At 70.3% G+C, this 24356-nt stretch carries 24 protein-coding genes and 1 riboswitch; of the genes, 10 read left to right on the top strand and 14 right to left on the bottom strand.

Going from position 1 to position 24356, the window contains the following annotated elements; genetic code table 11:
- Positions 1–109 precede the first annotated feature (109 nt).
- Positions 110–1096, top strand: a complete 987-nt coding sequence (locus tag ACGFZK_RS12265; protein WP_393848777.1) for a tetratricopeptide repeat protein — start codon at positions 110–112, stop codon at positions 1094–1096.
- Positions 1097–1178: 82 nt separating this feature from the next.
- Complete coding sequence (gene def / locus ACGFZK_RS12260) at positions 1179–1814, top strand: peptide deformylase (protein WP_393848776.1); 636 nt, start codon at positions 1179–1181, stop codon at positions 1812–1814.
- Here def and ACGFZK_RS12255 read toward each other — a convergent pair.
- On the bottom strand, positions 1811–2776 hold the full coding sequence (locus ACGFZK_RS12255; RefSeq protein WP_393848775.1) for a helix-turn-helix domain-containing protein: 966 nt from the start codon (positions 2774–2776) through the stop codon (positions 1811–1813). The genes def and ACGFZK_RS12255 overlap by 4 nt on opposite strands.
- Positions 2777–2857: 81 nt before the next feature.
- On the opposite strand from ACGFZK_RS12255, the gene ACGFZK_RS12250 reads away from it, so the two are divergent.
- The gene (locus ACGFZK_RS12250; protein WP_393848774.1) at positions 2858–3085 is read left to right on the top strand and encodes a hypothetical protein; all 228 of its coding nucleotides are present in this window, start codon (positions 2858–2860) and stop codon (positions 3083–3085) included.
- A 73-nt stretch (positions 3086–3158) separates the two neighbouring features.
- Here the strand turns inward: ACGFZK_RS12250 and ACGFZK_RS12245 are convergent, their stop codons facing one another.
- The 6 genes from ACGFZK_RS12245 to ACGFZK_RS12220 form a co-directional block, all read right to left on the bottom strand.
- A complete protein-coding gene (locus tag ACGFZK_RS12245) occupies positions 3159–4175 on the bottom strand; it encodes a ribonucleotide-diphosphate reductase subunit beta (protein ID WP_033218634.1) in 1017 nt (338 codons plus the stop codon).
- Positions 4175–6553: a ribonucleoside-diphosphate reductase subunit alpha gene (locus ACGFZK_RS12240; protein WP_393848773.1), complete on the bottom strand. Its 2379-nt coding sequence runs from the start codon at positions 6551–6553 to the stop codon at positions 4175–4177. The genes ACGFZK_RS12245 and ACGFZK_RS12240 overlap by 1 nt, the downstream gene beginning before the upstream one ends.
- 142 nt (positions 6554–6695) lie before the next feature.
- Positions 6696–6828, bottom strand: a riboswitch (cobalamin riboswitch).
- 41 nt (positions 6829–6869) lie between these two features.
- On the bottom strand, positions 6870–7367 hold the full coding sequence (locus tag ACGFZK_RS12235) for a GNAT family N-acetyltransferase (protein ID WP_393848772.1): 498 nt from the start codon (positions 7365–7367) through the stop codon (positions 6870–6872).
- A gap of 69 nt (positions 7368–7436) precedes the next feature.
- On the bottom strand, positions 7437–7643 hold the full coding sequence (locus ACGFZK_RS12230) for a YbdD/YjiX family protein (RefSeq protein ID WP_393848771.1): 207 nt from the start codon (positions 7641–7643) through the stop codon (positions 7437–7439).
- A complete protein-coding gene (locus tag ACGFZK_RS12225; protein ID WP_393848770.1) occupies positions 7643–9862 on the bottom strand; it encodes a carbon starvation CstA family protein in 2220 nt (739 codons plus the stop codon). The genes ACGFZK_RS12230 and ACGFZK_RS12225 overlap by 1 nt, the downstream gene beginning before the upstream one ends.
- Positions 9863–10014: 152 nt before the next feature.
- Positions 10015–10779: a GntR family transcriptional regulator gene (locus tag ACGFZK_RS12220; protein WP_030016685.1), complete on the bottom strand. Its 765-nt coding sequence runs from the start codon at positions 10777–10779 to the stop codon at positions 10015–10017.
- A gap of 290 nt (positions 10780–11069) precedes the next feature.
- On the opposite strand from ACGFZK_RS12220, the gene ACGFZK_RS12215 reads away from it, so the two are divergent.
- The 4 genes from ACGFZK_RS12215 (at position 11070) to ACGFZK_RS12200 (ending at position 15797) form a co-directional block, all read left to right on the top strand.
- The gene (locus ACGFZK_RS12215) at positions 11070–12350 is read left to right on the top strand and encodes an extracellular solute-binding protein (protein ID WP_393848769.1); all 1281 of its coding nucleotides are present in this window, start codon (positions 11070–11072) and stop codon (positions 12348–12350) included.
- A 75-nt stretch (positions 12351–12425) separates the two neighbouring features.
- Positions 12426–13421, top strand: coding sequence for a carbohydrate ABC transporter permease (locus ACGFZK_RS12210; RefSeq protein ID WP_393848768.1), 996 nt, complete (start codon positions 12426–12428; stop codon positions 13419–13421).
- The gene (locus tag ACGFZK_RS12205; protein ID WP_393848767.1) at positions 13418–14308 is read left to right on the top strand and encodes a carbohydrate ABC transporter permease; all 891 of its coding nucleotides are present in this window, start codon (positions 13418–13420) and stop codon (positions 14306–14308) included. Before ACGFZK_RS12210 ends, ACGFZK_RS12205 begins: the two co-directional genes overlap by 4 nt.
- Positions 14309–14315: 7 nt before the next feature.
- The gene (locus ACGFZK_RS12200; protein WP_393848766.1) at positions 14316–15797 is read left to right on the top strand and encodes a glycoside hydrolase family 3 protein; all 1482 of its coding nucleotides are present in this window, start codon (positions 14316–14318) and stop codon (positions 15795–15797) included.
- A gap of 95 nt (positions 15798–15892) precedes the next feature.
- Here the strand turns inward: ACGFZK_RS12200 and nagB are convergent, their stop codons facing one another.
- Together nagB and ACGFZK_RS12190 are read right to left on the bottom strand one after the other, a co-directional pair.
- Complete coding sequence (gene nagB / locus ACGFZK_RS12195; RefSeq protein ID WP_393848765.1) at positions 15893–16678, bottom strand: glucosamine-6-phosphate deaminase; 786 nt, start codon at positions 16676–16678, stop codon at positions 15893–15895.
- 153 nt (positions 16679–16831) lie between these two features.
- On the bottom strand, positions 16832–17593 hold the full coding sequence (locus ACGFZK_RS12190) for an SDR family oxidoreductase (protein ID WP_393848764.1): 762 nt from the start codon (positions 17591–17593) through the stop codon (positions 16832–16834).
- Positions 17594–17676: 83 nt separating this feature from the next.
- Between ACGFZK_RS12190 and ACGFZK_RS12185 the strand changes: the two genes are divergently transcribed.
- Both ACGFZK_RS12185 and ACGFZK_RS12180 read left to right on the top strand, forming a co-directional pair.
- A complete protein-coding gene (locus ACGFZK_RS12185) occupies positions 17677–18273 on the top strand; it encodes a TetR/AcrR family transcriptional regulator (RefSeq protein ID WP_393848763.1) in 597 nt (198 codons plus the stop codon).
- A gap of 376 nt (positions 18274–18649) precedes the next feature.
- The gene (locus ACGFZK_RS12180) at positions 18650–20119 is read left to right on the top strand and encodes a sensor histidine kinase (protein WP_393848762.1); all 1470 of its coding nucleotides are present in this window, start codon (positions 18650–18652) and stop codon (positions 20117–20119) included.
- Between the two features lie 169 nt (positions 20120–20288).
- On the opposite strand, the gene ACGFZK_RS12175 is transcribed toward ACGFZK_RS12180, so the two are convergent.
- Together ACGFZK_RS12175 and ACGFZK_RS12170 are read right to left on the bottom strand one after the other, a co-directional pair.
- The gene (locus ACGFZK_RS12175; RefSeq protein ID WP_003953983.1) at positions 20289–20546 is read right to left on the bottom strand and encodes a WhiB family transcriptional regulator; all 258 of its coding nucleotides are present in this window, start codon (positions 20544–20546) and stop codon (positions 20289–20291) included.
- 323 nt (positions 20547–20869) lie between these two features.
- Positions 20870–21835 carry a diacylglycerol kinase family protein gene (locus tag ACGFZK_RS12170; protein WP_030011937.1) on the bottom strand — a complete coding sequence of 322 codons (966 nt, stop codon included), beginning with the start codon at positions 21833–21835 and terminating at the stop codon, positions 20870–20872.
- 84 nt (positions 21836–21919) lie between these two features.
- Between ACGFZK_RS12170 and ACGFZK_RS12165 the strand changes: the two genes are divergently transcribed.
- Positions 21920–22381, top strand: a complete 462-nt coding sequence (locus ACGFZK_RS12165; protein WP_393848761.1) for a hypothetical protein — start codon at positions 21920–21922, stop codon at positions 22379–22381.
- Positions 22382–22400: 19 nt separating this feature from the next.
- Here ACGFZK_RS12165 and ACGFZK_RS12160 read toward each other — a convergent pair whose 3' ends face one another.
- The 3 genes from ACGFZK_RS12160 to ACGFZK_RS12150 all read right to left on the bottom strand — a co-directional run bounded on the left by ACGFZK_RS12160 (position 22401) and on the right by ACGFZK_RS12150 (position 24317).
- Positions 22401–23441, bottom strand: a complete 1041-nt coding sequence (locus ACGFZK_RS12160) for an RNA polymerase sigma factor SigF (protein WP_393848760.1) — start codon at positions 23439–23441, stop codon at positions 22401–22403.
- Positions 23438–23851, bottom strand: coding sequence for an anti-sigma regulatory factor (locus ACGFZK_RS12155; RefSeq protein WP_393848759.1), 414 nt, complete (start codon positions 23849–23851; stop codon positions 23438–23440). The genes ACGFZK_RS12160 and ACGFZK_RS12155 overlap by 4 nt, the downstream gene beginning before the upstream one ends.
- 205 nt (positions 23852–24056) lie before the next feature.
- On the bottom strand, positions 24057–24317 hold the full coding sequence (locus tag ACGFZK_RS12150; protein WP_393848758.1) for a UBP-type zinc finger domain-containing protein: 261 nt from the start codon (positions 24315–24317) through the stop codon (positions 24057–24059).
- Between the last annotated feature and the right edge of the window lie 39 nt (positions 24318–24356).

The following is a 24356-nucleotide window of genomic DNA, read 5'->3' as shown; positions in this document are numbered from 1 at the left end:
CCGAGTGGGCATGGTTGGATGCCAGTAAGAGGGACCGTAGGAGTGTCCGCAAGGCTGCACCGTTGTCCCCCAGCTACCGCTGGGAGGTGCCCCCAGGCAGGCGGGAATCGTGAGGATCTTCGGGAAGGTACGGCATCGGCCCTCCGCCTCGTGGCGGCAGGCCACCGACCGCGCGTTCACGCTGATCGGCGACGGGCGGTACGAGGACGCGGGCGCGCTCCTGACCAGAGCCGCGGACCTGGAGCCCTGGCTGTCCGAGTCCTGGTTCAATCTGGCGCTGCTGCACAAGTTCCGGCACGACTGGGAGCAGGCGCGGTCCGCCGGGCTGCGTGCCGTGGCCCTGCTGGACCGTGAGACGGGCGCCCCGGACTGGTGGAACGTGGGGATCGCCGCCACCGCGCTGCAGGACTGGCCGCTGGCCCGGCGGGCCTGGCAGGCGTACGGGCTGAGGGTGCCCGGCGATGCGGCCGGGGCGGGTGAACCGGTCGGGATGGAACTCGGCAGCGCCGCCGTGCGGCTCTCGCCCGAGGGCGAGGCCGAGGTGGTCTGGGGCCGCAGGCTGGACCCGGCCCGGCTGGAGGTCCTGTCGATCCCGCTGCCCTCCTCGGGGCGGCGCTGGGGCGAGGTCGTGCTCCACGACGGGGTCCCGCACGGAGAGCGGGTGACCGCGGCCGGGCCCTCGTACCCCGTGTTCGACGAGATCGAGCTGTGGGCACCGTCCCCTGTGCCGACCTGGGTGGTGCTGCTGGAGGCGGCCACCGAGGCGGACCGGGACGCGCTGGAGCAGCTGGCCTCGGACGCCGGGTTCGCCGCCGAGGACTGGTCCTCGTCGGTGCGGCTGCTGTGCCGGACCTGCTCGGAGAGCGAGATGCCGAGCGACGAGGGCGACGGCGAGCACCTGGATCCGCACGACCACAGCGAGCCGGGGCACCCCGGACCGCTGGGGCACCGTACGGCCGGCTCCGGCTCCCTGTGGGTCCCCGAGCGCGAATGCGGGATCGCGGCGCCGGCCGGTCTGGTGCGCGGACTGCTCGACGGCTGGGTCGCGGACAGCCCGGGCACCCGCGAGTGGCGGGATCTCGAGGAAGTCTGCTGACCCGGGGCCGTAGGCTGTACGGGCACATCGGTGGCCAGCACGACCATCGGTGACCGGGACTTACGGAAGGCGTACGGCGGACATGTCGCAGCAGGAGAACGAGGTTGTCGAGAGCGTGAACGACGGGTACGTCGTGGACACCGAGGACTGTGAGGCGCGCGAGCTCGCCCACCGTCAGCGCGGCACGGCCCGTCCGATCACGGTGGTCGGCAACCCGGTCCTGCACCGGGAGTGCAAGGACGTCACCGAGTTCGGCGACGAGCTGGCGCAGCTGATCGACGACATGTTCGCCAGCCAGAAGGCCGCCGAGGGCGTGGGCCTGGCCGCGAACCAGATCGGTGTGGACGCCAAGGTCTTCGTCTACGACTGCCCGGACGACGACGGCAAGCGGCACACCGGTGTCGTGGTCAACCCGAAGCTGATCGAGCTGCCGGCCGCCGCGCGCGTGCTGGACGACTCGAACGAGGGCTGCCTGTCGGTCCCGACGGCGTACGCCTCGCTGGCCCGCCCGGACTACGCCGAGGTCGAGGGCCAGGACGCGCAGGGCAACCCGATCAAGGTGCGCGGCACCGGCTACTTCGCCCGCTGCCTGCAGCACGAGACCGACCACCTGTACGGCTACCTCTACATCGACCGCCTCTCGAAGCGGGACCGCAAGGACGCCCTGCGGCAGATGGAGGAGGGCACCCCGCGCTACGAGACCGTCCCGAACGCCTAAGCCGCCTGCGGGCCCCGGAAGGCGCGCCGGAAGGAGTTCGGCGTGGTGCCCAGGGTCCGCAGGAAGTGGTGGCGCAGGGCGGCCGCGTTGCCGAAGCCGCAGCGGCCGGCGATCGCGTCCACCGTGTCGCCGGTCGACTCCAGCAGCTCCTGCGCGAGCAGGACCCGCTGGCGCAGCACCCACTTGTACGGGGTGGTGCCGGTCTCCTGGAGGAAGCGGCGGGCGAAGGTGCGCGGGGACATGTGCGCGCGCTCCGCGAGCTGCTCGACGGTGATCTCCTCGTCCAGATGGCGGGCCATCCACTCGATCACCTCGCCCACCGTGTCGCAGGCCGTGCGCGGCAGCGGCCGCTGGATGAACTGGGCCTGCCCGCCGTCCCGGTGCGGCGGTACGACCATCCGGCGCGCGATGATGTTGGCCACCTCGGCTCCGTGCTCCTGGCGGACCACGTGCAGGCAGGCGTCGATGCCGGAGGCCGTGCCCGCGGCGGTGATCACCGGGCCCTCGTCGACGTAGAGCACGTCCGGGTCGACGACGGCCCGCGGGAAGCGGCGGGCCAGGGCCGCGGCGTGCATCCAGTGGGTGGTGCAGTGGCGGCCGTCGAGCAGTCCGGCCGCGCCGAGGACGTAGGCCCCGCTGCACACGCTCAGGACCCGCGCACCCCGGTCCACGGCCCGGCGCAGGGCCGCGAGCAGGGGCTCGGGGTAGATGCGCAGGGCGGCGTCGCCGGCGGCGGGCAGACAGATCAGGTCGGCCTCCTCCAGCCGGTCCAGCCCGTGCGCGGGGGTGATCCCGAAGGCACCACCGCCCACCGACAGCGGCCCCTCCTCCGCCGCGCACACGGCGAAGTCGTACACCGGTACGCCCATGTCACTGCGATCGATTCCGAACACCTCGCAGAAGATCCCCAGCTCGAAAGGGGCGACTCCGTCGACGAGGGCCACGGCCACGTTGGTCAGCATGACCACAGTGTGGCAGTAATTCGGCCTTCTATGACAGTACTGCCACTGTTGATCATGGGCGATCAGGCGGACAGTGGAGCTATGACCAACTTCGTGAACTACCTCGCCGTCCTCGCCCTCGCCGCCCTCGTGCTCGGGCCCAGCCTGTACGGGATCCTGCGCGACCGGCGCACCGACCGCCAGCTGCGGGCCGTCGCGACCCGGCGGGTGTGGCTCCCCCGCCAGCGCGCGGGCGGCCTCCCGCCCGCCCCGCGCCGGCGCATCGTCCGGCCCGCCGCCCGGCGGTACTGGGGCCCCATCGCCCACTGACCACCGGGGAACGCGAGAAGCCGGGACACGGACCCTCCCGCATCCCGGCTCCCCGGTCACTCCCCTGGAACCGCTAGAAGTCCTCGTCCAGGTCGACCGTGCCCTCGACCGCGACCTGGTAGGCCGACGGACGCCGCTCGAAGAAGTTCGTCAGCTCCTGCACACCCTGCAGCTCCATGAAGGAGAACGGGTTCTGCGAGCCGTACACCGGCGGGAACCCGAGACGGACCAGACGCTGGTCCGCGACGCACTCCAGGTACTCGCGCATCGACTCGGTGTTCATGCCCGGCAGGCCGTCACCGCACAGGTCGCGGCCGAACTGCAGCTCCGCCTCCACCGCCTCCTTCAGCATGTCGGTGACCTGCTGCTGGAGGGCGTCGTCGAAGAGCTCCGGCTCTTCCTTGCGGACGGTGTCCACGACCTCGAACGCGAAGTTCATGTGCATGGTCTCGTCGCGGAACACCCAGTTGGTGCCGGTGGCCAGGCCGTGCAGCAGACCGCGCGAGCGGAACCAGTACACGTACGCGAAGGCGCCGTAGAAGAACAGGCCCTCGATGCACGCGGCGAAGCAGATCAGGTTCAGCAGGAAGCGCCGCCGGTCGGCAGCCGTCTCCAGCCGGTCGATCTTCTCGACCGAGTCCATCCACTTGAAGCAGAACTGCGCCTTCTCGCGGATGGAGGGGATCTCCTCGACCGCGTCGAAGGCGGCCGCACGGTCGTCCGGGTCGGGCAGGTAGGTGTCGAGCAGCGTCAGATAGAACTGGACGTGCACGGCCTCCTCGAACAGCTGGCGCGACAGGTACAGGCGCGCCTCCGGGGAGTTGATGTGCTTGTAGAGCGTCAGCACCAGGTTGTTGGAGACGATCGAGTCGCCCGTCGCGAAGAACGCGACCAGCCGGCCGATCATGTGCTGCTCGGAGGGCGTCAGCTTCGCCAGGTCGGCGACGTCCGAGTGGAGGTCGACCTCCTCGACGGTCCAGGTGTTCTTGATCGCGTCCCGGTAGCGCTCGTAGAAGTCCGGGTAGCGCATCGGGCGGAGCGTGAGCTCGAAGCCCGGGTCCAGGAGGTTCTTCTGGTCGTTGGAGCTCATTACTGGCAGGCCTCGCAGGACTCGGGGTTCTCAAGGGAGCAGGCCAGCGCCTCGGCGTCGGCGACCGCCTGGGGCAGCTCGACGGGGGTGGCCGCCTGCGCGGCGCGGGCGATCTTCGTCGCCGGGCGCGAGCGCAGGTAGTAGGTGGTCTTCAGGCCCTGCTTCCAGGCGTACGCGTACATCGACGACAGCTTGCCGATGGTGGGCGTCTCCAGGAACAGGTTCAGCGACTGCGACTGGTCCAGGAACGGCGTACGGGCCGCCGCCATGTCGATCAGACCGCGCTGCGGGATCTCCCAGGCCGTGCGGTACAGCTCGCGGACCTCGGCCGGGATCCAGCCGAAGCCCTGGACCGAGCCGCTGGCCTCGCGCAGCGCCTCGCGGGACTGGGCGTCCCACACGCCGAGCCGCTTCAGCTCCTCCACCAGGTAGCCGTTCACCTGGAGGAACTCACCGCTCAGCGTCTCGCGCTTGAAGAGGTTGGAGACCTGCGGCTCGATGCACTCGTACACGCCGGCGATCGAGGCGATCGTGGCCGTCGGGGCGATGGCGAGGAGCAGCGAGTTGCGCATGCCGGACTTCGCGACGCGGGCGCGCAGCGCGTCCCAGCGCTCCGGCCAGTTCAGCTCGACGTCGTAGTGGTCGGGGTGCAGGACGCCGCGGGCGGTGCGCGTCTGCTCCCAGGCCGGCAGCGGGCCGCTGCGCTCGGCGAGGTCGCACGAGGCCTCGTAGGCGGCCAGCATGATGCGCTCGGAGAGCTTGGTGGACAGGGCCTTCGCCTCGGGGGAGTCGAAGGGCAGCTTCAGCTTGAAGAAGACGTCCTGGAGGCCCATCGCGCCCAGGCCCACCGGGCGCCAGCGGGCGTTGGAACGGCCGGCCTGCTCGGTCGGGTAGAAGTTGATGTCCACCACGCGGTCGAGGAAGGTCACGGCGGTGCGGACGGTCTCGTCCAGGCGCTCCCAGTCGATCCCGCCGTCGAGCACGAACGCGCCGAGGTTGACCGAGCCGAGGTTGCAGACGGCCGTCTCGCCGTCGTTGGTGACCTCGATGATCTCGGTGCACAGGTTCGAGGAGTGCACGACGGTGCCCGGCTCGGCGGTCTGGTTCGCCGTGCGGTTGGAGGCGTCCTTGAAGGTCATCCAGCCCTGGCCGGTCTGCGCGAGGGTGCGCATCATCCGGCCGTACAGGTCGCGGGCGGGCATGGTCTTGCGGGCCAGGCCGGCCGCCTCGGCCTGGCGGTAGGCGGCGTCGAACTCGTCGCCCCACAGGTCGACCAGCTCGGGCACGTCGGCCGGGGAGAACAGCGACCAGTCGGCGTCGGCGTTCACACGGCGCATGAACTCGTCCGGCACCCAGTGCGCGAGGTTCAGGTTGTGCGTACGGCGCTGGTCCTCACCGGTGTTGTCGCGGAGCTCCAGGAACTCCTCGATGTCCGCGTGCCAGGTTTCCAGGTAGACGGCGGCGGCGCCCTTGCGGCGGCCGCCCTGGTTCACGGCGGCGACGGAGGCGTCGAGGGTCTTCAGGAACGGCACGATGCCGTTGGAGTGGCCGTTGGTGCCGCGGATCAGCGAACCGCGGGCGCGGATGCGGGAGTACGACAGGCCGATGCCACCGGCGTGCTTGGAGAGCCGGGCGACCTGGTGGTAGCGGTCGTAGATCGAGTCGAGCTCGTCCAGCGGGGAGTCCAGCAGGTAGCAGGAGGACATCTGCGGGTGCCGCGTGCCGGAGTTGAAGAGCGTGGGGGAGGACGGCAGGTAGTCCAGGCGGCTCATCAGCCGGTACAGCGAGGCCACCTCCTCCACGGCCTGCACGCTCTCGTCCGCGGCGAGACCGCAGGCCACGCGCAGCATGAAGTACTGCGGGGTCTCGATGACCTGACGGGTGATCGGGTGGCGCAGCAGGTAGCGGCTGTGCAGGGTGCGCAGGCCGAAGAAGCCGAAGCGGTCGTCGGCGCCCTCGGCGAGGGTGAGCTCGACGAGCGAGTCCAGGCGGCTCGCGTGGGTGCGTACGAACTCGGCCGTGCGGTCGGCGATGAGGCCCTCGCGGTGGCCGACCTCGACGGAGGCCGAGAAGGAGGTGGAGCCCTGGCTCGCGGCCTCGTCGCGCACGGCCAGCGTCAGCAGGCGGGCGGCGAGCCGGGAGTAGGCCGGGTCCTCGGAGATCAGACCGGCGGCGGCCTCCGTGGCCAGCCCGCGCAGTTCGGCGTCGTCGGCGGCGGAGCTGCGGCCGCGCAGCGCCGAGGCCGCGACCCGGCCGGGGTCGGTGTCGGGGAGGTCCGCCGTCAGTCCGGTGAGGGTACGCAGCAGCGTGGCCCCCGGGCCCTCGGTGTTGTCGCCAGAAGTGGACTCGGCGCGCGGTGCGGAAGGCGCGATGGTCACGGCGGAAGCTCTCCCTCGCTCGGCCCGGTCATCGGCGGAGCGGGGCGCGGGCGGGCGCATGCGGGCGCGACGAGAACGCGTACCCCGCATGGCGTCCACCGGCCCAACCGCGAGGCCCGGACGAATCGGCACCCGGTTCGGTCGACCCGGGCGCGCTGTCGGCAGGTCCTCGGACTTGGCGTCCGGTAGCCGGACACTTCATACCGTTGCGGGACAGTTCCGGATTCGCACCGGATTCCCCTGCGGCGACAGCAGCCATGAGCATACATGTGGGGGCGGCCCTATGCGGTAGCCCCCACATGTAGTGTCGGCGTGGCTACAGCTTGAGCCGGTACGTGAGGAGTTTCAGGCCCTCGATCGGCGCCCAGTCCCGCTCCGGAGTCCGTACGAAGCCCAGTCGCCCGTAGATGCGATGGGCTCCGGCCATGCTGCTCTGGGTGGAGAGCACCACCGCGCCCACGCCCTCGATGGCCCGCGCCCGATCGAGGCACGCCCGCACCAGTGCCTCGCCGGCGCCCTGGCCGCGCGCCTCGTGGGCCACCGCGAGCATCCGGAACTCGGCCTCGCCGGGCGTGGCGATGTCGGCGAGCGGGCTGCCCGGGGCGGCGAAGGTCACACCGCCCAGCAGCCGTTCGTCCCGTACGGCGACGAGCACCTCTGCTGCGGCGGCGCGGCCGGCCACGTCGCGCAGCACGTTCAGGTACGCGTCGTCCTCGTTGAAGTCCAGGTGCCCGTCGGCGAGGTAGGCCCGGGCCGTGATCTCACCCAGATCCGTGTACTCGGCGGCCTGTACCGGCCTGATCGTGATGTCCATGCCGTCGAGTGTGCCGGAGCCGCGCGGAAGGGCCCCGCCGCATTTCGGCGGGGCCCTTCGGGGTGCGGTTCAGCAGCAGCGGAAGCCGTCGCGGGGGTCCGCCTCGCGGGCGTCCGTACGGGCGCGTTCGAAGGCGCGGCGGGTGAGGACCTCCGCGTCCGGGTCGTGGGAGCGGGCGTGGGCGACGTACCGGTCGTACGCCGCCTCCCCCGAGAACTCCCGTACGTAGAACCGGGCCTTCGCCAGCGCGCTGCGCAGCCGTGCCGGGCGGCTCATCAGGCCACCGGCTCCTTGACGTGTCCGCCGGCCGCATCCGGGCCCGCCGCGGCGAGCTCCGCCCGCTCCTCGGCGGTCGCGATGAGCCCGGCGGGGGCGACGATCTTCGACTCGGTCCAGGGGACCTCGGAGAGGGTCGCCGACTCCGGGTGGCGGACGGCCTTGAGGCAGGTCCGGGCCGCGTCCGCGAGGACCACGATGATCAGGACGGCGAAGAAGGCGCACAGCACGCCGTCGACCGTGGCGTTGGTGACCACGGTGTGCATGTCGTCCATGTTCTTGGCCGGCGCCAGCACCTTGTCGGCGTCGATTCCGGCCTGGTACTTGTCGCGCTGGGCGAAGAAGCCGACCTTCACGTCCTCCGAGAAGATCTTCTGGTAGCTCGCGGTGAGGGTCACCGTGGCGTCCCAGACCAGCGGAACGCCCGTCACCCAGGCCCATTTGAGCCGTCCGGACTTGATCAGCAGCGTGGTGCAGACGGCCAGCGCGACCGCGGCGAGCAGCTGGTTGGCGATGCCGAAGAGCGGGAAGAGCTGGTTGATGCCGCCCAGCGGGTCCTTGATGCCGACCCACAGGAAGTAGCCCCAGCCGCCGACGACGATCGCGCTCGCGAACCACACGCCGGGCTTCCAGCTGACGTCCTTGAAGGACTTGTGCACGTTGCCGAGGGTGTCCTGGAGCATGAACCGGCCCACGCGGGTGCCCGCGTCGAGCGTCGTCAGGATGAAGAGCGCCTCGAACATGATGGCGAAGTGGTACCAGAACGCCTTCATGCCCGCGCCGCCGGCCACGGCGGAGAAGATCTCCGACATTCCGAGTGCGAAGGTCGGTGCGCCGCCGGTACGGGAGAGCAGGCTGGCCTCCTCCACGTCCTTGGCGGCCTGGGCGAGCGCCTCGGGGGAGATGGCGAAGCCGAAGTTCGTCACCGCCTGGGAGGCGGACTCGACCGTGGTGCCGATGACCCCGCCGGGGGAGTTGACGGCGAAGAAGAGGCCGGGCTCGATGATGCAGGCCGCGATGATCGCCATGACGGCGACGAACGACTCGGTCAGCATCGCGCCGTAGCCGATCATGCGGACCTGGGTCTCCTTCTGGATCATCTTCGGGGTGGTTCCCGAGGAGACCAGGGCGTGGAAGCCGGAGAGCGCGCCGCACGCGATGGTGATGAAGACGAAGGGGAACATGGACCCGGCGAAGACCGGTCCGTCGCCGCGGGCCGCGAAGTCGGTGACCGAGGGCATCTTCAGGGTGGGCATCGCGACGACCACGCCGATCGCGAGGAGCGCGATGGTGCCGACCTTCATGAAGGTGGAGAGGTAGTCGCGGGGCGCGAGCAGCATCCACACCGGCAGCACCGAGGCCAGGAAGCCGTACACCACCATCCAGATGACCAGCGTCTCCTTCTCCAGGGTGAAGGTGCCGGCGAAGGAGGACTCGGCGACCCAGCCGCCCGCGACGATGGCGAGCAGCAGCAGCGCGACGCCGATGACGGAGACCTCGGTGACCCGGCCCGGCCGCAGGACGCGCAGGTAGAAGCCCATGAAGACGGCGATCGGGATGGTCATGCCGATGGAGAAGACGCCCCAGGGCGAGTGCGCCAGGGCGTTGACGATGACCAGGGCCAGGACCGCCAGCAGGATGATCATGATGGCGAACACGGCGACCAGGGCGGCGGCGCCGCCGACCGGGCCGATCTCGTCCCGGGCCATCTGGCCGAGCGAACGCCCGTCGCGGCGGGTGGAGAAGAACAGCGTGACCATGTCCTGGACGGCACCGGCGAAGATGACGCCCGCGACGATCCAGATGGTGCCCGGCAGGTAGCCCATCTGCGCGGCGAGCACGGGTCCGACGAGCGGGCCGGCGCCGGCGACGGCGGCGAAGTGGTGGCCGAAGAGCACCCGGCGATCGGTGGGGTGGAAGTCGACACCGTTGTCAAGGCGTTCGGCGGGGGTGGCCCGGGTGGCGTCCACCTTCAGTACGCGGTCCGCGATAAACCGCGAGTAGAAGCGGTAGGCGATCGCGTACGAGCCCAGTGCGGCGGCGAGCAGCCAGGCGGCGGAGATCTCCTCGCCGCGCGAGAGCGCGAGCACGCCCCAGCCGATGGCGCCGACGAGTCCGACGAGCACCCACGCGGCGATGGACTTGGGAGAGGGCGAGCCCGGTGTGGTGTCCGGACTCGCCGTGTCCCGTTCTGTCCCTGTTGCTTCCGGTTCAGGCATGACCTCGTCCCCTCGTCGATCATCTGCGTAAGCGCAGGGAATCTACGGGGGATAGCCCGGTGAGCGTAAGACCCCGTCCGTATTCCGGTATGTGAAGGAATCCGGGAGACGGGGCCGTACGGGCGGGACCGGACGGGGCCGGACGTACGAGGTCAGACGGCGGGGCGCTTGAGCCTGGCGACGAACTTGTACCGGTCGCCGCGGTACACCGACCGCACCCACTCCACCGGTTCGCCGTCGGCGTCCAGGGAGTGCCGGGAGAGCATCAGCATGGGCAGCCCGACGTCGGTGCCGAGCAGACCGGCCTCGCGCGGGGTGGCCAGGGAGGTCTCGATGGTCTCCTCGGCCTCGGCCAGGTGCACGTCGTACACCTCGGCGAGAGCGGTGTAGAGGGAGGTGTACTTGGCGAGCGAGCGGCGCAGCGCGGGGAAGCGCTTGGCCGACAGGTGCGTGGTCTCGATGGCCATCGGCTCACCGCTGGCCAGCCGCAGCCGCTCGATGCGCAGCACCCGTCCACCGGTGGTGATCTTGAGCAGTCCGGCGAGGGTGTCGTCGGCCGTCACGTAACCGATGTCGAGGAGCTGGGAGGTCGGTTCCAGTCCCTGCGCCCGCATGTCCTCCGTGTACGAGGTCAGTTGCAGCGCCTGGGAGACCTTGGGCTTGGCGACGAAGGTGCCTTTGCCCTGGATCCGTTCCAGTCGCCCCTCTACGACCAGTTCCTGGAGGGCCTGGCGGACGGTGGTCCGCGAGGTGTCGAACTCGGCCGCGAGCGTGCGCTCCGGCGGCACCGGGGTGCCGGGCGGCAGTGTCTCGGTCATGTCGAGCAAGTGCCGCTTGAGTCGGTAGTACTTGGGCACACGCGCCGTGCGAGTGGCCGCCCCGCCTTCCGGCTCCGTGGTCGCCCCTTCGGTGGCCATCGCCGCCCGCCTTCCCGACTCCAGTTTCGCTGCCGTCACCGGCTCCTCCGATATGTGCGGGTCACATCGTGACACGTAAGGGGGGACAGGCCTTCTCTCTCCCCAGGTGTCGGTCCGATAACGGACCGGGCACCCGCACATTAGACCCTTGACACCCCTAAAGGTCTAGGCCAAGCTCCAGCTACTGGTCTAAACCAATATGGATCAGATCCCGGCCCCACGGCAGTACTTCGCGTATGTCACCGCGGCGGGCAAGGGAAGTGCAGGCAGGCATCCCTGAGGAGGGTGGCGTGAAGCGCAAGCTCATCGCGGCGGTTGGAGTCGCGGGCATGGTTATCGGCCTCGCGGCGTGCGGTGATTCCGACGGCAAGGGCGGCGACAAGGCCTCCGAGGCCAAGGAGCTCACCGTCTGGCTGACGGTCGACGCGCAGAAGAACTGGCCGGAGCTCGTGAAGGCGGCCGACGACGCGATCGTTGCCAAGCACCCGGGTCTCACCATCAAGCACGAGTACTACGGCTGGCCGGACAAGAACGCCAAGCTGGACGCCGTGCTCGCCACGGACAAGGCCCCGGACGTTGTCGAGATGGGCAACTCCGAGATGATCGGCTACATGTCGACCGGTGCCTTCGCCGAGGTCGACCCGTCGAAGTTCGAGAACTCCGGCGCCTGGCTGGACGCCCTCAAGGAGTCCGTGACCTACGACGGCAAGACCTACGGCGTCCCCTACTACGCCGGTGGCCGCGTGGGCACCTGGCGCAAGGACGTCGCCGCCGAGGCCGGCGTCACCGCCGCGCCGAAGACCTGGGCCGAGTACACCGCCGCACTCGACAAGATCCAGGCCGCGAAGGGCGACAAGTTCAGCGCCCTCTACCAGCCCTCCCCGGACTGGTACGCCGCGATGTCCTTCGTCTACGAGGCCGGCGGCAGCATCGCCAAGAAGGACGGCGACAAGTGGAAGGGCAACCTGTCCTCCCCCGAGTCGCTGAAGGGGCTGGGGCAGTACAAGGAGCTCCTCGACAAGTACATGCACGCCGACAAGACCAAGGACGAGTCCGACCGTCCGATCGTCTTCGGCCAGGGCAACTCCGCGGCGATCTTCGCCGCCGCCTGGGAGGGCGCCACCGCCGCCACCCCGGAGAACGACAAGGTCGGCGGCCTGACGGACAAGCTGGAGAACTTCGTCCAGCCCGGCCCGAGCGGCAAGAACCTCCCGGTCTTCCTGGGCGGTTCGGACCTGGCCATCCCCTCCAAGTCCAAGGCCAAGGACATCGCCGCCGAGTGGATCAACGTCTTCACCGGCGCCCAGGGCCAGAAGGGCCTGATCGCCAAGGGCAACCTGCCCAACAACAAGACGGACCTCGGCCCGCTGAAGGCCGACCCGAAGACGCAGGTCGCGGCCACCGCTGCCGAGTCCTCCTGGTTCGTCCCGACGGCCTCCGGCTGGGGCCAGATCGAGAAGGCCAAGCTCCTCCAGACCACGCTGCGCGACATCGGCACCGGCAACAAGTCGGTCGAGGACGCGGCCAAGGCCGCCGACGCCGAGATCGACAAGGTCATCAACACCAAGTGACCTGAGTGGGCAGGGCCCCGCCGGACCGGCGGGGCCCTGCTGCCCGTCAAGAGAGGGACCCCCGAGGAGCGCGCGATGAGTGCCGCACAGACAACCACCGCCGACCTGCCGCCGGCGAAGCAGAAGACTCCCACCGGAGCGCAGCCGGGCAGCACCGCCGCACCGGGCCGGACCGGTCGCAAGGGCCCCGGCGCCACTCCCTGGCTGCTGCTGGCCCCGTGCCTGCTGGTCATCGCCCTCGTCATGGGGTACCCGCTGTACCGGCTGGTGGCCCTGTCCTTCCAGAGCTTCGGCAAGTCCGAGCTCTGGGGCTTCAAGGACCCCGAGTTCGTCGGCTTCGACAACTTCGCCAAGATCCTCGGCGACGGCGAGTTCTGGGCCGTCGTCCTGCGTACGGTGATCTTCGCCGTCGGCGCGGTCGCCGCGACGATGGTGATCGGCATGCTCATCGCGCTGCTGCTGCAGAAGGTCTCCGGCTGGGTCAAGGCGCTCATCAGCATCGCCCTCGTGGCCAGCTGGGGCATGCCCATCATCGTCGCCACCGCCGTCTTCAAGTGGCTCTTCGACGCCGACTACGGCGTCCTCAACTACCTGATGAGCAAGCTCCCCGGCGTCGACATGATCGGTCACAACTGGTTCACCAGCGGCCCCCAGGGTCTCGCGGTGATCATGCTGCTGGTGGTCTGGGGCGCGGTCCCCTTCGTCGTCATCACCCTCAGCGCGGGCCTCACGCAGGTGCCCAAGGAGCTGGAGGAGGCCGCCCGGCTCGACGGCGCAGGCGCGTTCGGCGTGTTCCGGCACGTCACCCTCCCCATCCTGAAGCCGATCCTCGTCATGCTGACGACCCTCTCCGTCATCTGGGACATGGGCGTCTTCCCGCAGGTCTTCGTGATGCGCAACGGCAACCCCGAGGCCGAGTTCCAGCTGCTGACCACCTACTCGTACCAGCAGGCCTTCGTGGTCAACGACTACTCGGGCGGCTCCGCGATCGCCCTGGTGACCGTCCTGCTGCTGCTCGGAGTGGTCGCCGTCTACATGCGCCAGATGCTCAAGATCGGAGAGGTGGAATGAGCGTGACCACTGCGTCCACTGCGTCCACTGCGCCCCCCGCGACCCCGCGCGTCGCAGGCCCCAAGCAGCGCAAGAAGTCCAAGCTCGGCTGGAACCTCCTCGGCCTGCTGGTCTTCGCCACCGCGGGCTTCCCGGTCTACTGGATGCTCAACACGGCCTTCAAGCCGTCCAAGGAAGCGATCAACCCCGATCCGCAGTTCTTCCCGCACACCTTCACGCTGGCCAACTTCTCCCGCGCACTGGACATCGCCGACTTCTGGGGCCCGGTCGGCCGCAGCCTGATCGTCTCGCTCGTCGTGGTCGTCATCGGCATCGCCGTCGGCATGCTGGCCGCCCTGGCCATCTCCCGCTTCGCCTTCCGCGGCCGCAAGGTCGTGATCGTCGGGATCCTCGCCGTCCAGATGGTCCCGCTCGTCGCGATGATCATCCCGGTCTTCCTGCTCCTGAACGACCTCGGTCAGTACGACAAGCTCACCGGCCTGATCATCACGTACCTGACCTTCGTCCTCCCCTTCACCGTGTGGACGTTGCGCGGCTTCATCGTCAACATCCCCAAGGAGCTGGAAGAGGCGGCCATGGTCGACGGCTGCACGCCGACCGGCGCCTTCCTTCGGGTCGTCTTCCCGCTGCTGGCCCCGGGCATGGTCGCCACCTCCGTCTACGCCTTCATCCAGGCGTGGAACGAGTACCTGTACGCGCTGATGCTGATGAGCCAGCAGAACCAGACCGCCACCGTCTGGCTCGGCAACTTCACCACCAAGCACGGCACCGAGTTCGCCCCGATGATGGCCGGCTCCACCATGATGGCCATCCCGATCGTGGTGCTCTTCCTCATCGTCCAGCGCAAGATGGCCGCGGGCCTCACCGCCGGCGCCGTGAAGGGATGACGGCCCCATGACTGTTCTTGCGCACCGCACCGATACGGTCACCCGCGACGCCCTCGCCGTCCTCCAGCCCGGCTTCGAGGGCACCACCGCCCCCGCCTGGCTGCTGCGCAGGGTCGGCGAAGGCCTCACCGCCGTCGGCCTGTTCGGCCGCAACATCGCCTCGCCCGAGCAGCTCGCCGCGCTGACCGCGCAGCTGCGTACCGAGCGCGACGACGTCCTGGTCGCCATCGACGAGGAGGGCGGCGACGTCACCCGCCTGGAGGTCCGCGGCGGCTCGTCCTTCCCCGGAAACCTGGCCCTCGGCGCCGTCGACGACACCGGCCTCACCCGGGACGTCGCCCGCGAACTGGGCCGCCGCCTCGCCGAATGCGGGGTCAACCTCAACTGGGCGCCGTCCGCGGACGTCAACTCCAACCCGGACAACCCGGTGATCGGCGTACGGTCCTTCGGCGCCGACACCCACCTCGCCGCCCGGCACACCGCCGCCTACGTCGAGGGCCTCCAGGCCGCCGGCGTGGCCGCGTGCACCAAGCACTTCCCGGGCCACGGCGACACCAACGTCGACTCGCACCACGCCCTGCCGCGCATCGACGCGGATTTGGACACCCTCCAGGCCCGCGAACTCGTCCCCTTCAAGGCGGCCATCGCGGCCGGCACCAAGGCGGTGATGAGCGCGCACATCCTGGTGCCCGCCCTCGACCCGACCCGCCCGGCCACCCTCAGCCCGCAGATCCTGACCGGTCTGCTGCGCAAGGAGCTCGGCTACGAGGGCCTCATCGTCACCGACGGCATGGAGATGAACGCCATCGCCGGGACGTACGGGATCGAGCGCGGCTCGGTCCTGGCCATCGCGGCCGGCGCCGACGCCATCTGCGTCGGCGGCGGACTCGCCGACGAAGCCACCGTCCTGCGGCTGCGCGACGCACTGGTCGCGGCCGTCCGCGAGGGGGCACTGCCCGAGGAGCGCCTCGCCGACGCCGCCGCCCGCGTCCGCGCGCTGGCCGCATGGACCCGCCGGGCCCGGCCGGACGCGCAGCCGGAGGGGAGCCGCGCGTCCGGCATCGGGCTGACCGCCGCCCGCCGCGCCGTGCTCGTCACCGGCTCGGCGAAGCCGCTCTCCGCCCCCTACGTCGCCACGCTCGCGCCCGTCGCGAACATCGCGGTGGGGGACGAGACCCCGTGGGGCGTGGCGGCGGAACTCGCCGAACTGCTCCCGGGCACCGGCGCGGGCGTCTACCCCGAGGGCGCCTCCGCCGGGGACGTCCTGGACGCCGCGGGGGACCGTACCGTCGTCGTGGTGGTCCGCGACGCGCACCGGCACCCCTGGATGACCGAGGCCGTCGACGCGCTGGTCGCGGCGCGGCCGGACACGGTGGTGGTCGAGATGGGCCTGCCGCGCGCCGAGCCGCGCGGGGCCCTGCACATCGCCACGCACGGCGCCTCGCGCGTCTGCGGCCGCGCCGCGGCCGAGGTGATCGCGGGGGCCTGACCCCGCCCAGAACCCCTGACCAGGGCGACAGCCCCTGTCCCGGACGGTGTCCGGGACAGGGGCTGTCGGATGTTCCGGGAGCGGGCTCTGCCGCCCTACAGCCCTTGCCAGGAGGGCTTGTCGGCGTAGGTGTGGCGGAAGTAGTCGGCCAGCTTCAGCTTCGAGGCGGCGGCCTCGTCCACGACCACGGTGGCGTGCCGGTGCAGCTGCAGCGCGGAGGCCGGTACCAGCGCCGACAGCGGGCCCTCGACGGTCTGGGCGACGGCCTCGGCCTTGCCCTCGCCGGTGGCGAGGAGGACCAGGTGGCGGGCGTCGAGGATGGTGCCGATGCCCTGGGTGATGACGTGGTGCGGCACCTGCTCCAGGTCGTCGTCGAAGAAGCGCGCGTTGTCCACGCGGGTCTGCTCCGTCAGCGTCTTGATCCGGGTGCGGGAGGCGAGGGAGGAACAGGGCTCGTTGAAGCCGATGTGGCCGTCCGTGCCGATGCCCAGGAGCTGGAGGTCCACGCCGCCGGCCTCGGCCAGGGCCCGGTCGTAGGCCTCGCAGGCCCCGACGATGTCCTCGGCCGAACCGTCGGGGCCCATGAAGGAGGCCTCGGACAGGCCCAGGGGCTCGACGACCTCGCGGAGCACGACCGCGCGGTAGGACTCGGGGTGCCCGGCCGGCAGGCCGACGTACTCGTCGAGCTGGCAGATCCGGGCCCTGGAGGCGTCGACCTGCCCGGCCCGGACCTTGGCGGCGAGGGCCTCGTAGACGGGCAGCGGGGTAGAGCCTGTCGCCACGCCGAGCAGGGCGTCGGGCTTGCGCCGCACCAGGGCGGCCATGGCCTCCGCGATGAGCTCGCCGCCTGCCTTGGCGTCCGGGACGATGACAACTTCCACGCGGGGCCTGCCGATCTGGAGTGGTGATGTGGTATAGACCAATCTAGCAGAGCCCGACGCGTCCGGCGGGGGTCTCACCGCTATCCATCCTGATCCGCATCCGCCCGCCCGGCCCGCCGGGGCGATGGCTGTGCGCTCCCCGAACGGCTCCGCTCAGACCAGTGCGAGCTGGAGGCCGCCCGTCGCGTTCACGTGCTGGCCCGTGACCCAGCGGGAGTCGGGCGAGGCCAGGAAGGCCACCACGTCGGCGACCTCCTGCACCGTGCCCACCCGGTCGAAGACGGAGCGGGCGGCCAGGTGGGCCCGGGTCGCCCCGTCCGCGAGGAGGTCCGCGTTCAGGTCCGTGTCGGTGATGCCGGGGCCGACCGAGTTCACGGTGATCCCGCGCGGGGCCAGCTCGGCGGCCAGCGACCGGGTCAGTGCGTTCACCGCGCCCTTCGCCGTGATCGTGGCCAGGATGGCCGGCAGGGCGATGTCCGGGGTACCGGTCACGTTCACGATCCGGCCCCCGTCCCGCAGCCGCTCCAGCCCGTACTTGATCACGAAGAACGGCGCTCTGGCGTTGAGCGCGTGCGCCCGGTCGTACGTCTCCTCGTCGGTCTCCCCGATCCCCCCGAACGCCGCCGTCCCGGCGTTGTTGACCAGGATGTCGACCCCCTCGGTGTGTGCGGGATGGGCCGCGTACGCCGCCCAGAGGGCCTGCGCGTCGCCCGGAACGCCGAGTTCGGCCCCGATGGCGAAGGCCCGTCCGCCGGCCTCCCCGATCGCGGCGACCGTCTCCTTCGCCGCCGCCTCGTCGCGTCCGTAGTGCACCGCGACGAGCGCCCCGTCCCGCGCCAGCCGCTCGGCCACGGCCCGTCCGATGCCCCTGCTGCCGCCGGTGACCAGTGCCGTCTTTCCCTCTAGCACGCCCATGACGCGCCCCCTCCGGTAATTGTTAGCGTTCGCTACAGAAAGGAACGTACCAGATTTCCTAGTGACCGCTATAGAATCTGGGCATGGTGACCGGACAGCGCGGCAGACCCCGCTCCTTCGACCGCGACGCCGCCCTCGACAAGGCGATGCTCGCCTTCTGGGAGCGCGGCTACGAGGCGACCTCCATCTCCGACCTGACCGCCTCGCTCGGCATCAGCGCGCCCAGCCTCTACGCGGCCTTCGGCGACAAGCGCAAGCTCTTCGACGAGGTCGTGGTGGTGTACGGGGGCCGGTACGGGGACTTCGTGAACGTGGCGTTCGCCGAGGAGCCCACCGCCCGCGCGGCCGTCCAGCGCATCCTGCGCGAGGCCGCCGAGGTCTACACCGACCCGGCCCACCCGGCGGGCTGCATGGTGATCAGCGCCGCGATCAACACCACCTCGGACGAGGTGGCGCAGGCACTGCGCGAGCGGCGCAACGCCAACCTGGAGATGTTCGAGAGCCGGGTCCGGGCCGACATGGCCACCGGCGTGCTGCCCGCGGAAACGGACGCGCGGGCGCTGGCCCGGTACACCGGAGCGGTGCTTCAGGGGATGTCCCAGCAGTCGCGCGACGGGGCGAGCCGGGAGGAGCTGGAAGCGGTGGCGGAGCGGGCCCTGCTGGCCTGGCCGACGGCGTAATCGCCCTCCGGGTCACGTTCCCCGAGTCATGTTCCTCTGGGCCACGGTGCAGGACGGGACCCTCGACCCGCCCGGCACCGTAGCCCGGAGTACTAACGGCCGACAGGTGTGCGGTTCCCGACGGCCGGTGGGAGGTGCCCGCGCGGTCAGGGCAGAGCGCGCGGCTTACCTCGATCCGTCCTCCTGTGCGGGGAGGGCGGAGGTTCTGAAATCAATTGTGGACTAGACCATTCTGTTCTGTCCATCCAATGACAGGGCCTGGAAACCCGTCACTTCCTCCAACAGTACGCGGCTCGCGCCCCGCTTGGATACTCCTGAGTACCTCCGTGGGCAAAGTCATGGTGCGTACCCGGGGTACGCTCGCAAGGTGCCCTCCATGAACGACCTCGTACGCCAGCACACCGCTCTCGGTGAAACCGACCTGGAGTGGCTCCACCTGCTGGTCTCGGAGTGGCAACTGCTCTCCGACCTGTCCTTCGCCGACCTCGTGCTCTGGGTGCCCACCCTCGACGGCACGCGGTACGTCTCGGTCGCCCAGATGCGCCCGAACACCGGCCCCACCTCGTACCAGGACGACATGGTCGGCCACCTGGTGCCGCGCGGCCGCCGTCCGCTGCTGGACGCCGCGCTCGACGAGGGCCGCATCGTGCGCGAGGGTGACCCCGAGTGGCGGGAGGAGGTGCCGGTCCGCGTCGAGTCGATCCCCGTCCGCCGCGAGGGGCGGGTACTGGGAGTGATCGCCCGCAACACCAACCTGCTCACTGTGCGTACACCGAGCCGGCTGGAGCTGACCTACCTCCAGTCCGCCTCCGACCTGGCCCAGATGATCGCGGCGGGCTCCTTCCCGTTCCCCGGCCAGCAGGTCGACATGGACGCCTCCCCGCGCGTCGGGGACGGCCTGATCCGGCTCGACGCCGACGGTGTGGTCACGTACGCCTCCCCGAACGCGCTCTCCGCCTACCACCGGCTCGGCCTCGCCTCCGACCTCGTCGGCCAGCACCTGGGCAACACCACGGCCGAACTGGCCCCCTCCCGTGGACCGGTGGACGAGGCCCTGGTCAAGCTCGCCAGCGGATGGGCCCCCCGGGAGACCGAGGTCGAGGGAACCAGCGGGGTCATCCAGCTCCGCGCCATCCCGCTCAAGCCCAAAGGGACCCGGATCGGCTCCCTGGTCCTGTGCCGCGACGTCACGGAACTGCGGCGTCGCGAACGTGAATTGATCACCAAGGACGCGACCATCCGGGAGATCCACCACCGGGTGAAGAACAACCTCCAGACCGTGGCCGCACTGTTGCGGCTCCAGTCCCGCCGGATGGATTCGCCGCAGGGCCGCGAGGCGCTCAACGAGGCCGTGCGCCGCGTCGGATCGATCGCGATCGTGCACGAGACGCTCTCTCAGAACCTGGACGAGCGGGTCGAGTTCGACGAGATCGCCGACCGCGTCATCGCGATGGTCTCGGAGATCTCGCCCGGCAAGGTCGACTGCCGGCGCACCGGCAGGTTCGGGATCCTGGACGCCGAGGTCGCCACCCCGCTGTCGATGGTGCTGACCGAGATCCTGCAGAACGCCCTGGAGCACGCCTTCACCCAGGGGGAACGGGGCACGGTGGAGGTGGCCGCGATCCGCACCGGAACCGGTCGCACCGACGGCCGGCTGCTGATCACCGTGCTCGACGACGGCAGCGGTCTGCCCGAGGGGTTCGACCCCCAGCGGGCCGGCAATCTCGGCCTGCAGATCGTACGGACCCTCGTGGAGGGGGAGCTCGGCGGCACGTTCGACATGGTCCGGGCCGAGCCGCGCGGCACTAAGGTCGTCCTCGACATCCCGTCCAGCCCGCAGAAGTAGCAGCGGCGGTGTGACGCAGAGTGACGCCCGGCCCTCACCGGGACGGCCGGCACCCGACCCCGAACAGCACTGAGCCCCGGACCGAAGGAATCGGTCCGGGGCCCAAGAGCACGTTGCTGAGCGCTTATTCGGTTACTGCGCGCTGCGCGTCGAGGCTCGAAAGTCGTCGTCAGGCGCTGGCGTTGCGCGCCCGGTTGCGAGCGGCGCGGCGCTTCATGGCGCGGCGCTCGTCCTCGCTGAGACCGCCCCAGACGCCGGAGTCCTGACCGGACTCGAGCGCCCACTGCAGGCACTGCTCCATGACGGGGCAACGGCGGCAGACGGCCTTGGCTTCCTCGATCTGCAGCAGCGCAGGACCGGTGTTGCCGATGGGGAAGAAGAGTTCCGGGTCTTCCTCACGACAAACGGCGTTGTGACGCCAGTCCATGGCTGCTCCATCTCCTTGTATTGCGAACAGGTTGCTTGTGAATGTGAACGCTTTCACGAATCCCCCCGTGAGGGAAGGTCGACCGCCCGGTTTCACGCGGGTGATCAGTCAGAGATTCGTGGAGGGGTTCTGGCGGTCTGTGTGGGTGCCGGTGTTGCGGGCTGTCCCGATCGCCATGAAGAGATTCGCAAACCTCGGACGGGGATACAACCCCTTCCGGAAAGTTTTTTTTGATTCGTCGGTGTCTACTAGGTCACAGCCCTACATCGTGAGGGTGGACCGGCGTGTAAACGTTCGAGTGAAAGGCCTCGGGGCCCTTCCGCTCACACAATCACACGCAGTGCACGGCGTACGCCTGTGAACCGAACGCTGGTCCGCAGTCCGAGGTGATCGCCGTCCATCTGGAAGGGAAGCGGAACCTTCGAATGCAAGGTGAAGTCGGTCAGATCGTGCAGAGACACCGCGTGCTTGCCGTGCGGACCCCGCTCAGGAGTGGAGGTCAGGAGCTGTGTCGCGTACCGCGCGACCGCCGGAGTTGACAAACGGTCCAGTGCCAATACGTCAAGCGCAGTATCGAACGAGGCTTCGGGCGAGGCGTAAAGCGGACGATTCCCCAGATAAGTCCACGGTGACGTATTGCACACTATGGACAGCACCAGATCCGTCACCGGGTCCGCGCCGGGGCGCTCCAGGGTGACCGTGCCGTGCCGCCGGTTGGGCTCCTCCCAGAACTGGCGCATCAGCTGTCGCACATACAGGGCGTGCGTCGAACGCTTGCCGCGCTCCCGCTGCTGCTCCACCCGGCCCACCACCCCCGCGTCGAAGCCGAAGCCCGCGCAGAACGTGAACCAGCGGGCCGGGACCGATTCGTCCTCCGTGCCCGGGGTGCCGGCCGCCAGGCCCAGACCCACCGTCCGCTCGCGCTGCTCCCGCAACGCGTCCAGCAGGGCGCCGGTCGCCTCGACCGCATCGTTGGGCAGTCCCAGGGCGCGCGCGAACACATTGGTGGAGCCGCCGGGGACCACCGCGAGCCGCGGCAGCCGCTCCGGATCGGGCCCGTTGTGCAGGAGCCCGTTGACCACCTCGTTGACCGTGCCGTCGCCGCCCAGGGCGACGACGAGGTCGAGCCCCTCGTGGGCCGCCTTGCGCCCCAGGTCCCGGGCGTGCCCGCGGTACTCGGTGGTGACCGCCTCCAGCTTCATCTCGCTGGCCAGGGCATGGGTCAGGACGTCGCGCGTGCGCGCACTGGTGGTCGTCGCTGCTGGGTTGGCCACGAGAAGTGCACGCATGAGCGCCAGACTACCCACCCCTTCACGGGCCGACCCTACTGCCCGTCCCCTCCGGGGTCCGGAGCGCGCCGCTACCCTGCTGGAGTGAGTAAGAAGCAGCCTGCGCGTACCCCCGCCCCCGTCGAGACTCCCGCCGGCGTCCCGTCCGCCGCGCTGCCCCGCCGGCTGACCGCGGCCGCCGCGCTCACCGCCCTGGAGGGCGTGGCGCTGGCCGGCCTCGGGCTCTCCATGCTGTTCGTGGGCATCGCGGGCGACCCCGATTCCCCGCAGCAGGCCGAGACGGGCGGGATCACCCTGCTCGCCCTCGCCGCGCTGCCGCTGGTCGCGGCCCGCGGGCTGCGCCTGGGCCGCCGCTGGAGCCGTGGTCCGGCACTGATCACCCAGCTGATGGCGCTGCCGGTGGCCTGGACCCTCTACAGCACCGGCGGCGCGATGATCGCCGCCGCCGGGGCGCTGGCCGTGGCCGCGGTGGCCGTCGTAGCGCTCCTGGTGAACCCGACGGCGACCGAGGCTCTCGGTATCGGGCCCGGCGAGCAGGCCCGATAACCGGTCGACCGGCTCACTCCTACTCCTCGACGAGGAGTTTCTCGCGGAGCTGGGCCAGGGTACGGGCCAGCAGCCGGGAGACGTGCATCTGGGAGATGCCGACCTCCTGGGCGATCTGCGACTGGGTCATGTTGCCGAAGAACCGAAGCAGCAAGATCCGCTTCTCCCGCGGGGGCAGTCCCTCCAGCAGCGGCTTGAGGGACTCGCGGTACTCGACGCCCTCCAGGGCCTCGTCCTCCGAGCCCAGGGTGTCCGCGACCGCCGGCGACTCGTCGTCGGTGTCCGGGACGTCGAGGGAGAGCGTGCTGTAGGCATTGGCCGATTCCAGCCCCTCCAGCACCTCCTCCTCGGAGATCCCCAGCCGCTCGGCCAGTTCGTGCACCGTCGGGGAGCGGCCGTGCTGCTGGGACAGTTCGGCCGTGGCCGTCGTCAGCGAGAGCCGCAGCTCCTGCAGACGGCGCGGCACCCGCACCGCCCAGCCCTTGTCCCGGAAGTGGCGCTTGATCTCGCCGACCACCGTGGGCGTGGCGTAGGTGGAGAACTCCACCCCGCGGTCCGGGTCGAACCGGTCCACCGACTTGATGAGGCCGATCGTGGCGACCTGGGTCAGGTCGTCCAGCGGCTCACCGCGGTTGCGGAAGCGCCGCGCCAGGTGTTCCACCAGCGGCAGGTGCATCCGTACCAGCCGGTTGCGCAGCTCCGCCTTCTCCACCGATCCGTCGGGCAGTGCCCGCAGCTCGATGAACAGGGCCCGCGCGCCGCTGCGGTCGCGCGGATCCGGCAGCGCATGGGTCACCGGGAACACCGGCGCTGCCGGTACCACCGGTGCCGGTACCGGGGCCGTGGCAGCGGCCTCGGTCGGCTGGGATGGTTGTGGTTGTTCCTGCTGGTTCTCGCTCATAGGGCCCGCCCGTCGCTCCGCCGAGTCCAAAAAGCCGTCTTCCGCTTCCGCGTCAGCCGGGTGCGGCCGGGCGTGCTGCTGCTCCGGGATGCCGCCGTCGACCTCGTGCCGTACCCGGGGCCGATCCCCGCCCCGCACCGGGATCTCCCCGCCGCTCACGCCGGGCCTGGTCCCGCGCCGCGTTGTTTGTAGAGGCTGATGCTCACCGTCCGGTTCTCCTCGACCGTGGCCTCGACCTTGCCGGCCAGCGCCGACAGGACCGTCCACGCGAACGTGTCACGCTCCGGTGCGCGCCCGTCGGTGGTCGGCGCCGAGACGGTCACCTCCAGCGAATCGTCGATCAGCCGGAACACACAACTGAGGACGGAGCCGGGCACGGCCTGCTGGAGCAGGATCGCGCAGGCCTCGTCCACCGCGATGCGGAGGTCCTCGATCTCGTCGAGGGTGAAGTCCAAACGTGCCGCAAGACCGGCCGTGGCCGTCCGCAGCACCGACAGGTAGGCACCCTCAGCGGGCAGCCGGACTTCGACGAAGTCCTGAGTCCCGGGCTCGCCTGCGATCTGGGACACCCTCACCTCCAAGGTGGTACGAGCTCTGTTCGCCGGTGACGCTATCGCGATCCGGGCGATCGTGTCGCGGCACCCCTCTAGGTGCCCGCTTCGAGCACCCCGCCTGCGAGCCAGTGACTGATGGTAAGCCCATGGGTACGCACAGTGGCTAGGGGTCTGCGGGGCCCAAATCAGGGGAACCGGCGGAGGGTTGAACTACCCCGGTTCAGACGATCGAACCGTCGACAAAACACCAGCGCCAGGTCTCACCCGGTTCGAAGCTCCGCATCACCGGATGGCCGGTCTCCCGATGGTGTGCGGTGGCGTGCCGGTGGGGCGAGGAATCGCAGCAGGCCACGTGCCCGCACTGCAGGCACATCCGCAGCTGCACGGGGTGGCTGCCGAGTGCCAGGCACTCGTCGCACGTCTGGTGGGACGGTACCGGTTCGGGACGCGGCAGTTCGGCAACGTGGGTGCACTCGCTCATCGCATTCTCCTTGTACCGGAACCCCCGCCCTCAGTCTCG

Source organism: Streptomyces sp. NPDC048257, assembly GCF_043201855.1.
Taxonomy (GTDB): Bacteria; Actinomycetota; Actinomycetes; order Streptomycetales; family Streptomycetaceae; genus Streptomyces.
The sequence above is the reverse complement of the archived record's forward strand: the minus strand, read 5'-3'. Positions and strand labels throughout refer to the sequence as shown.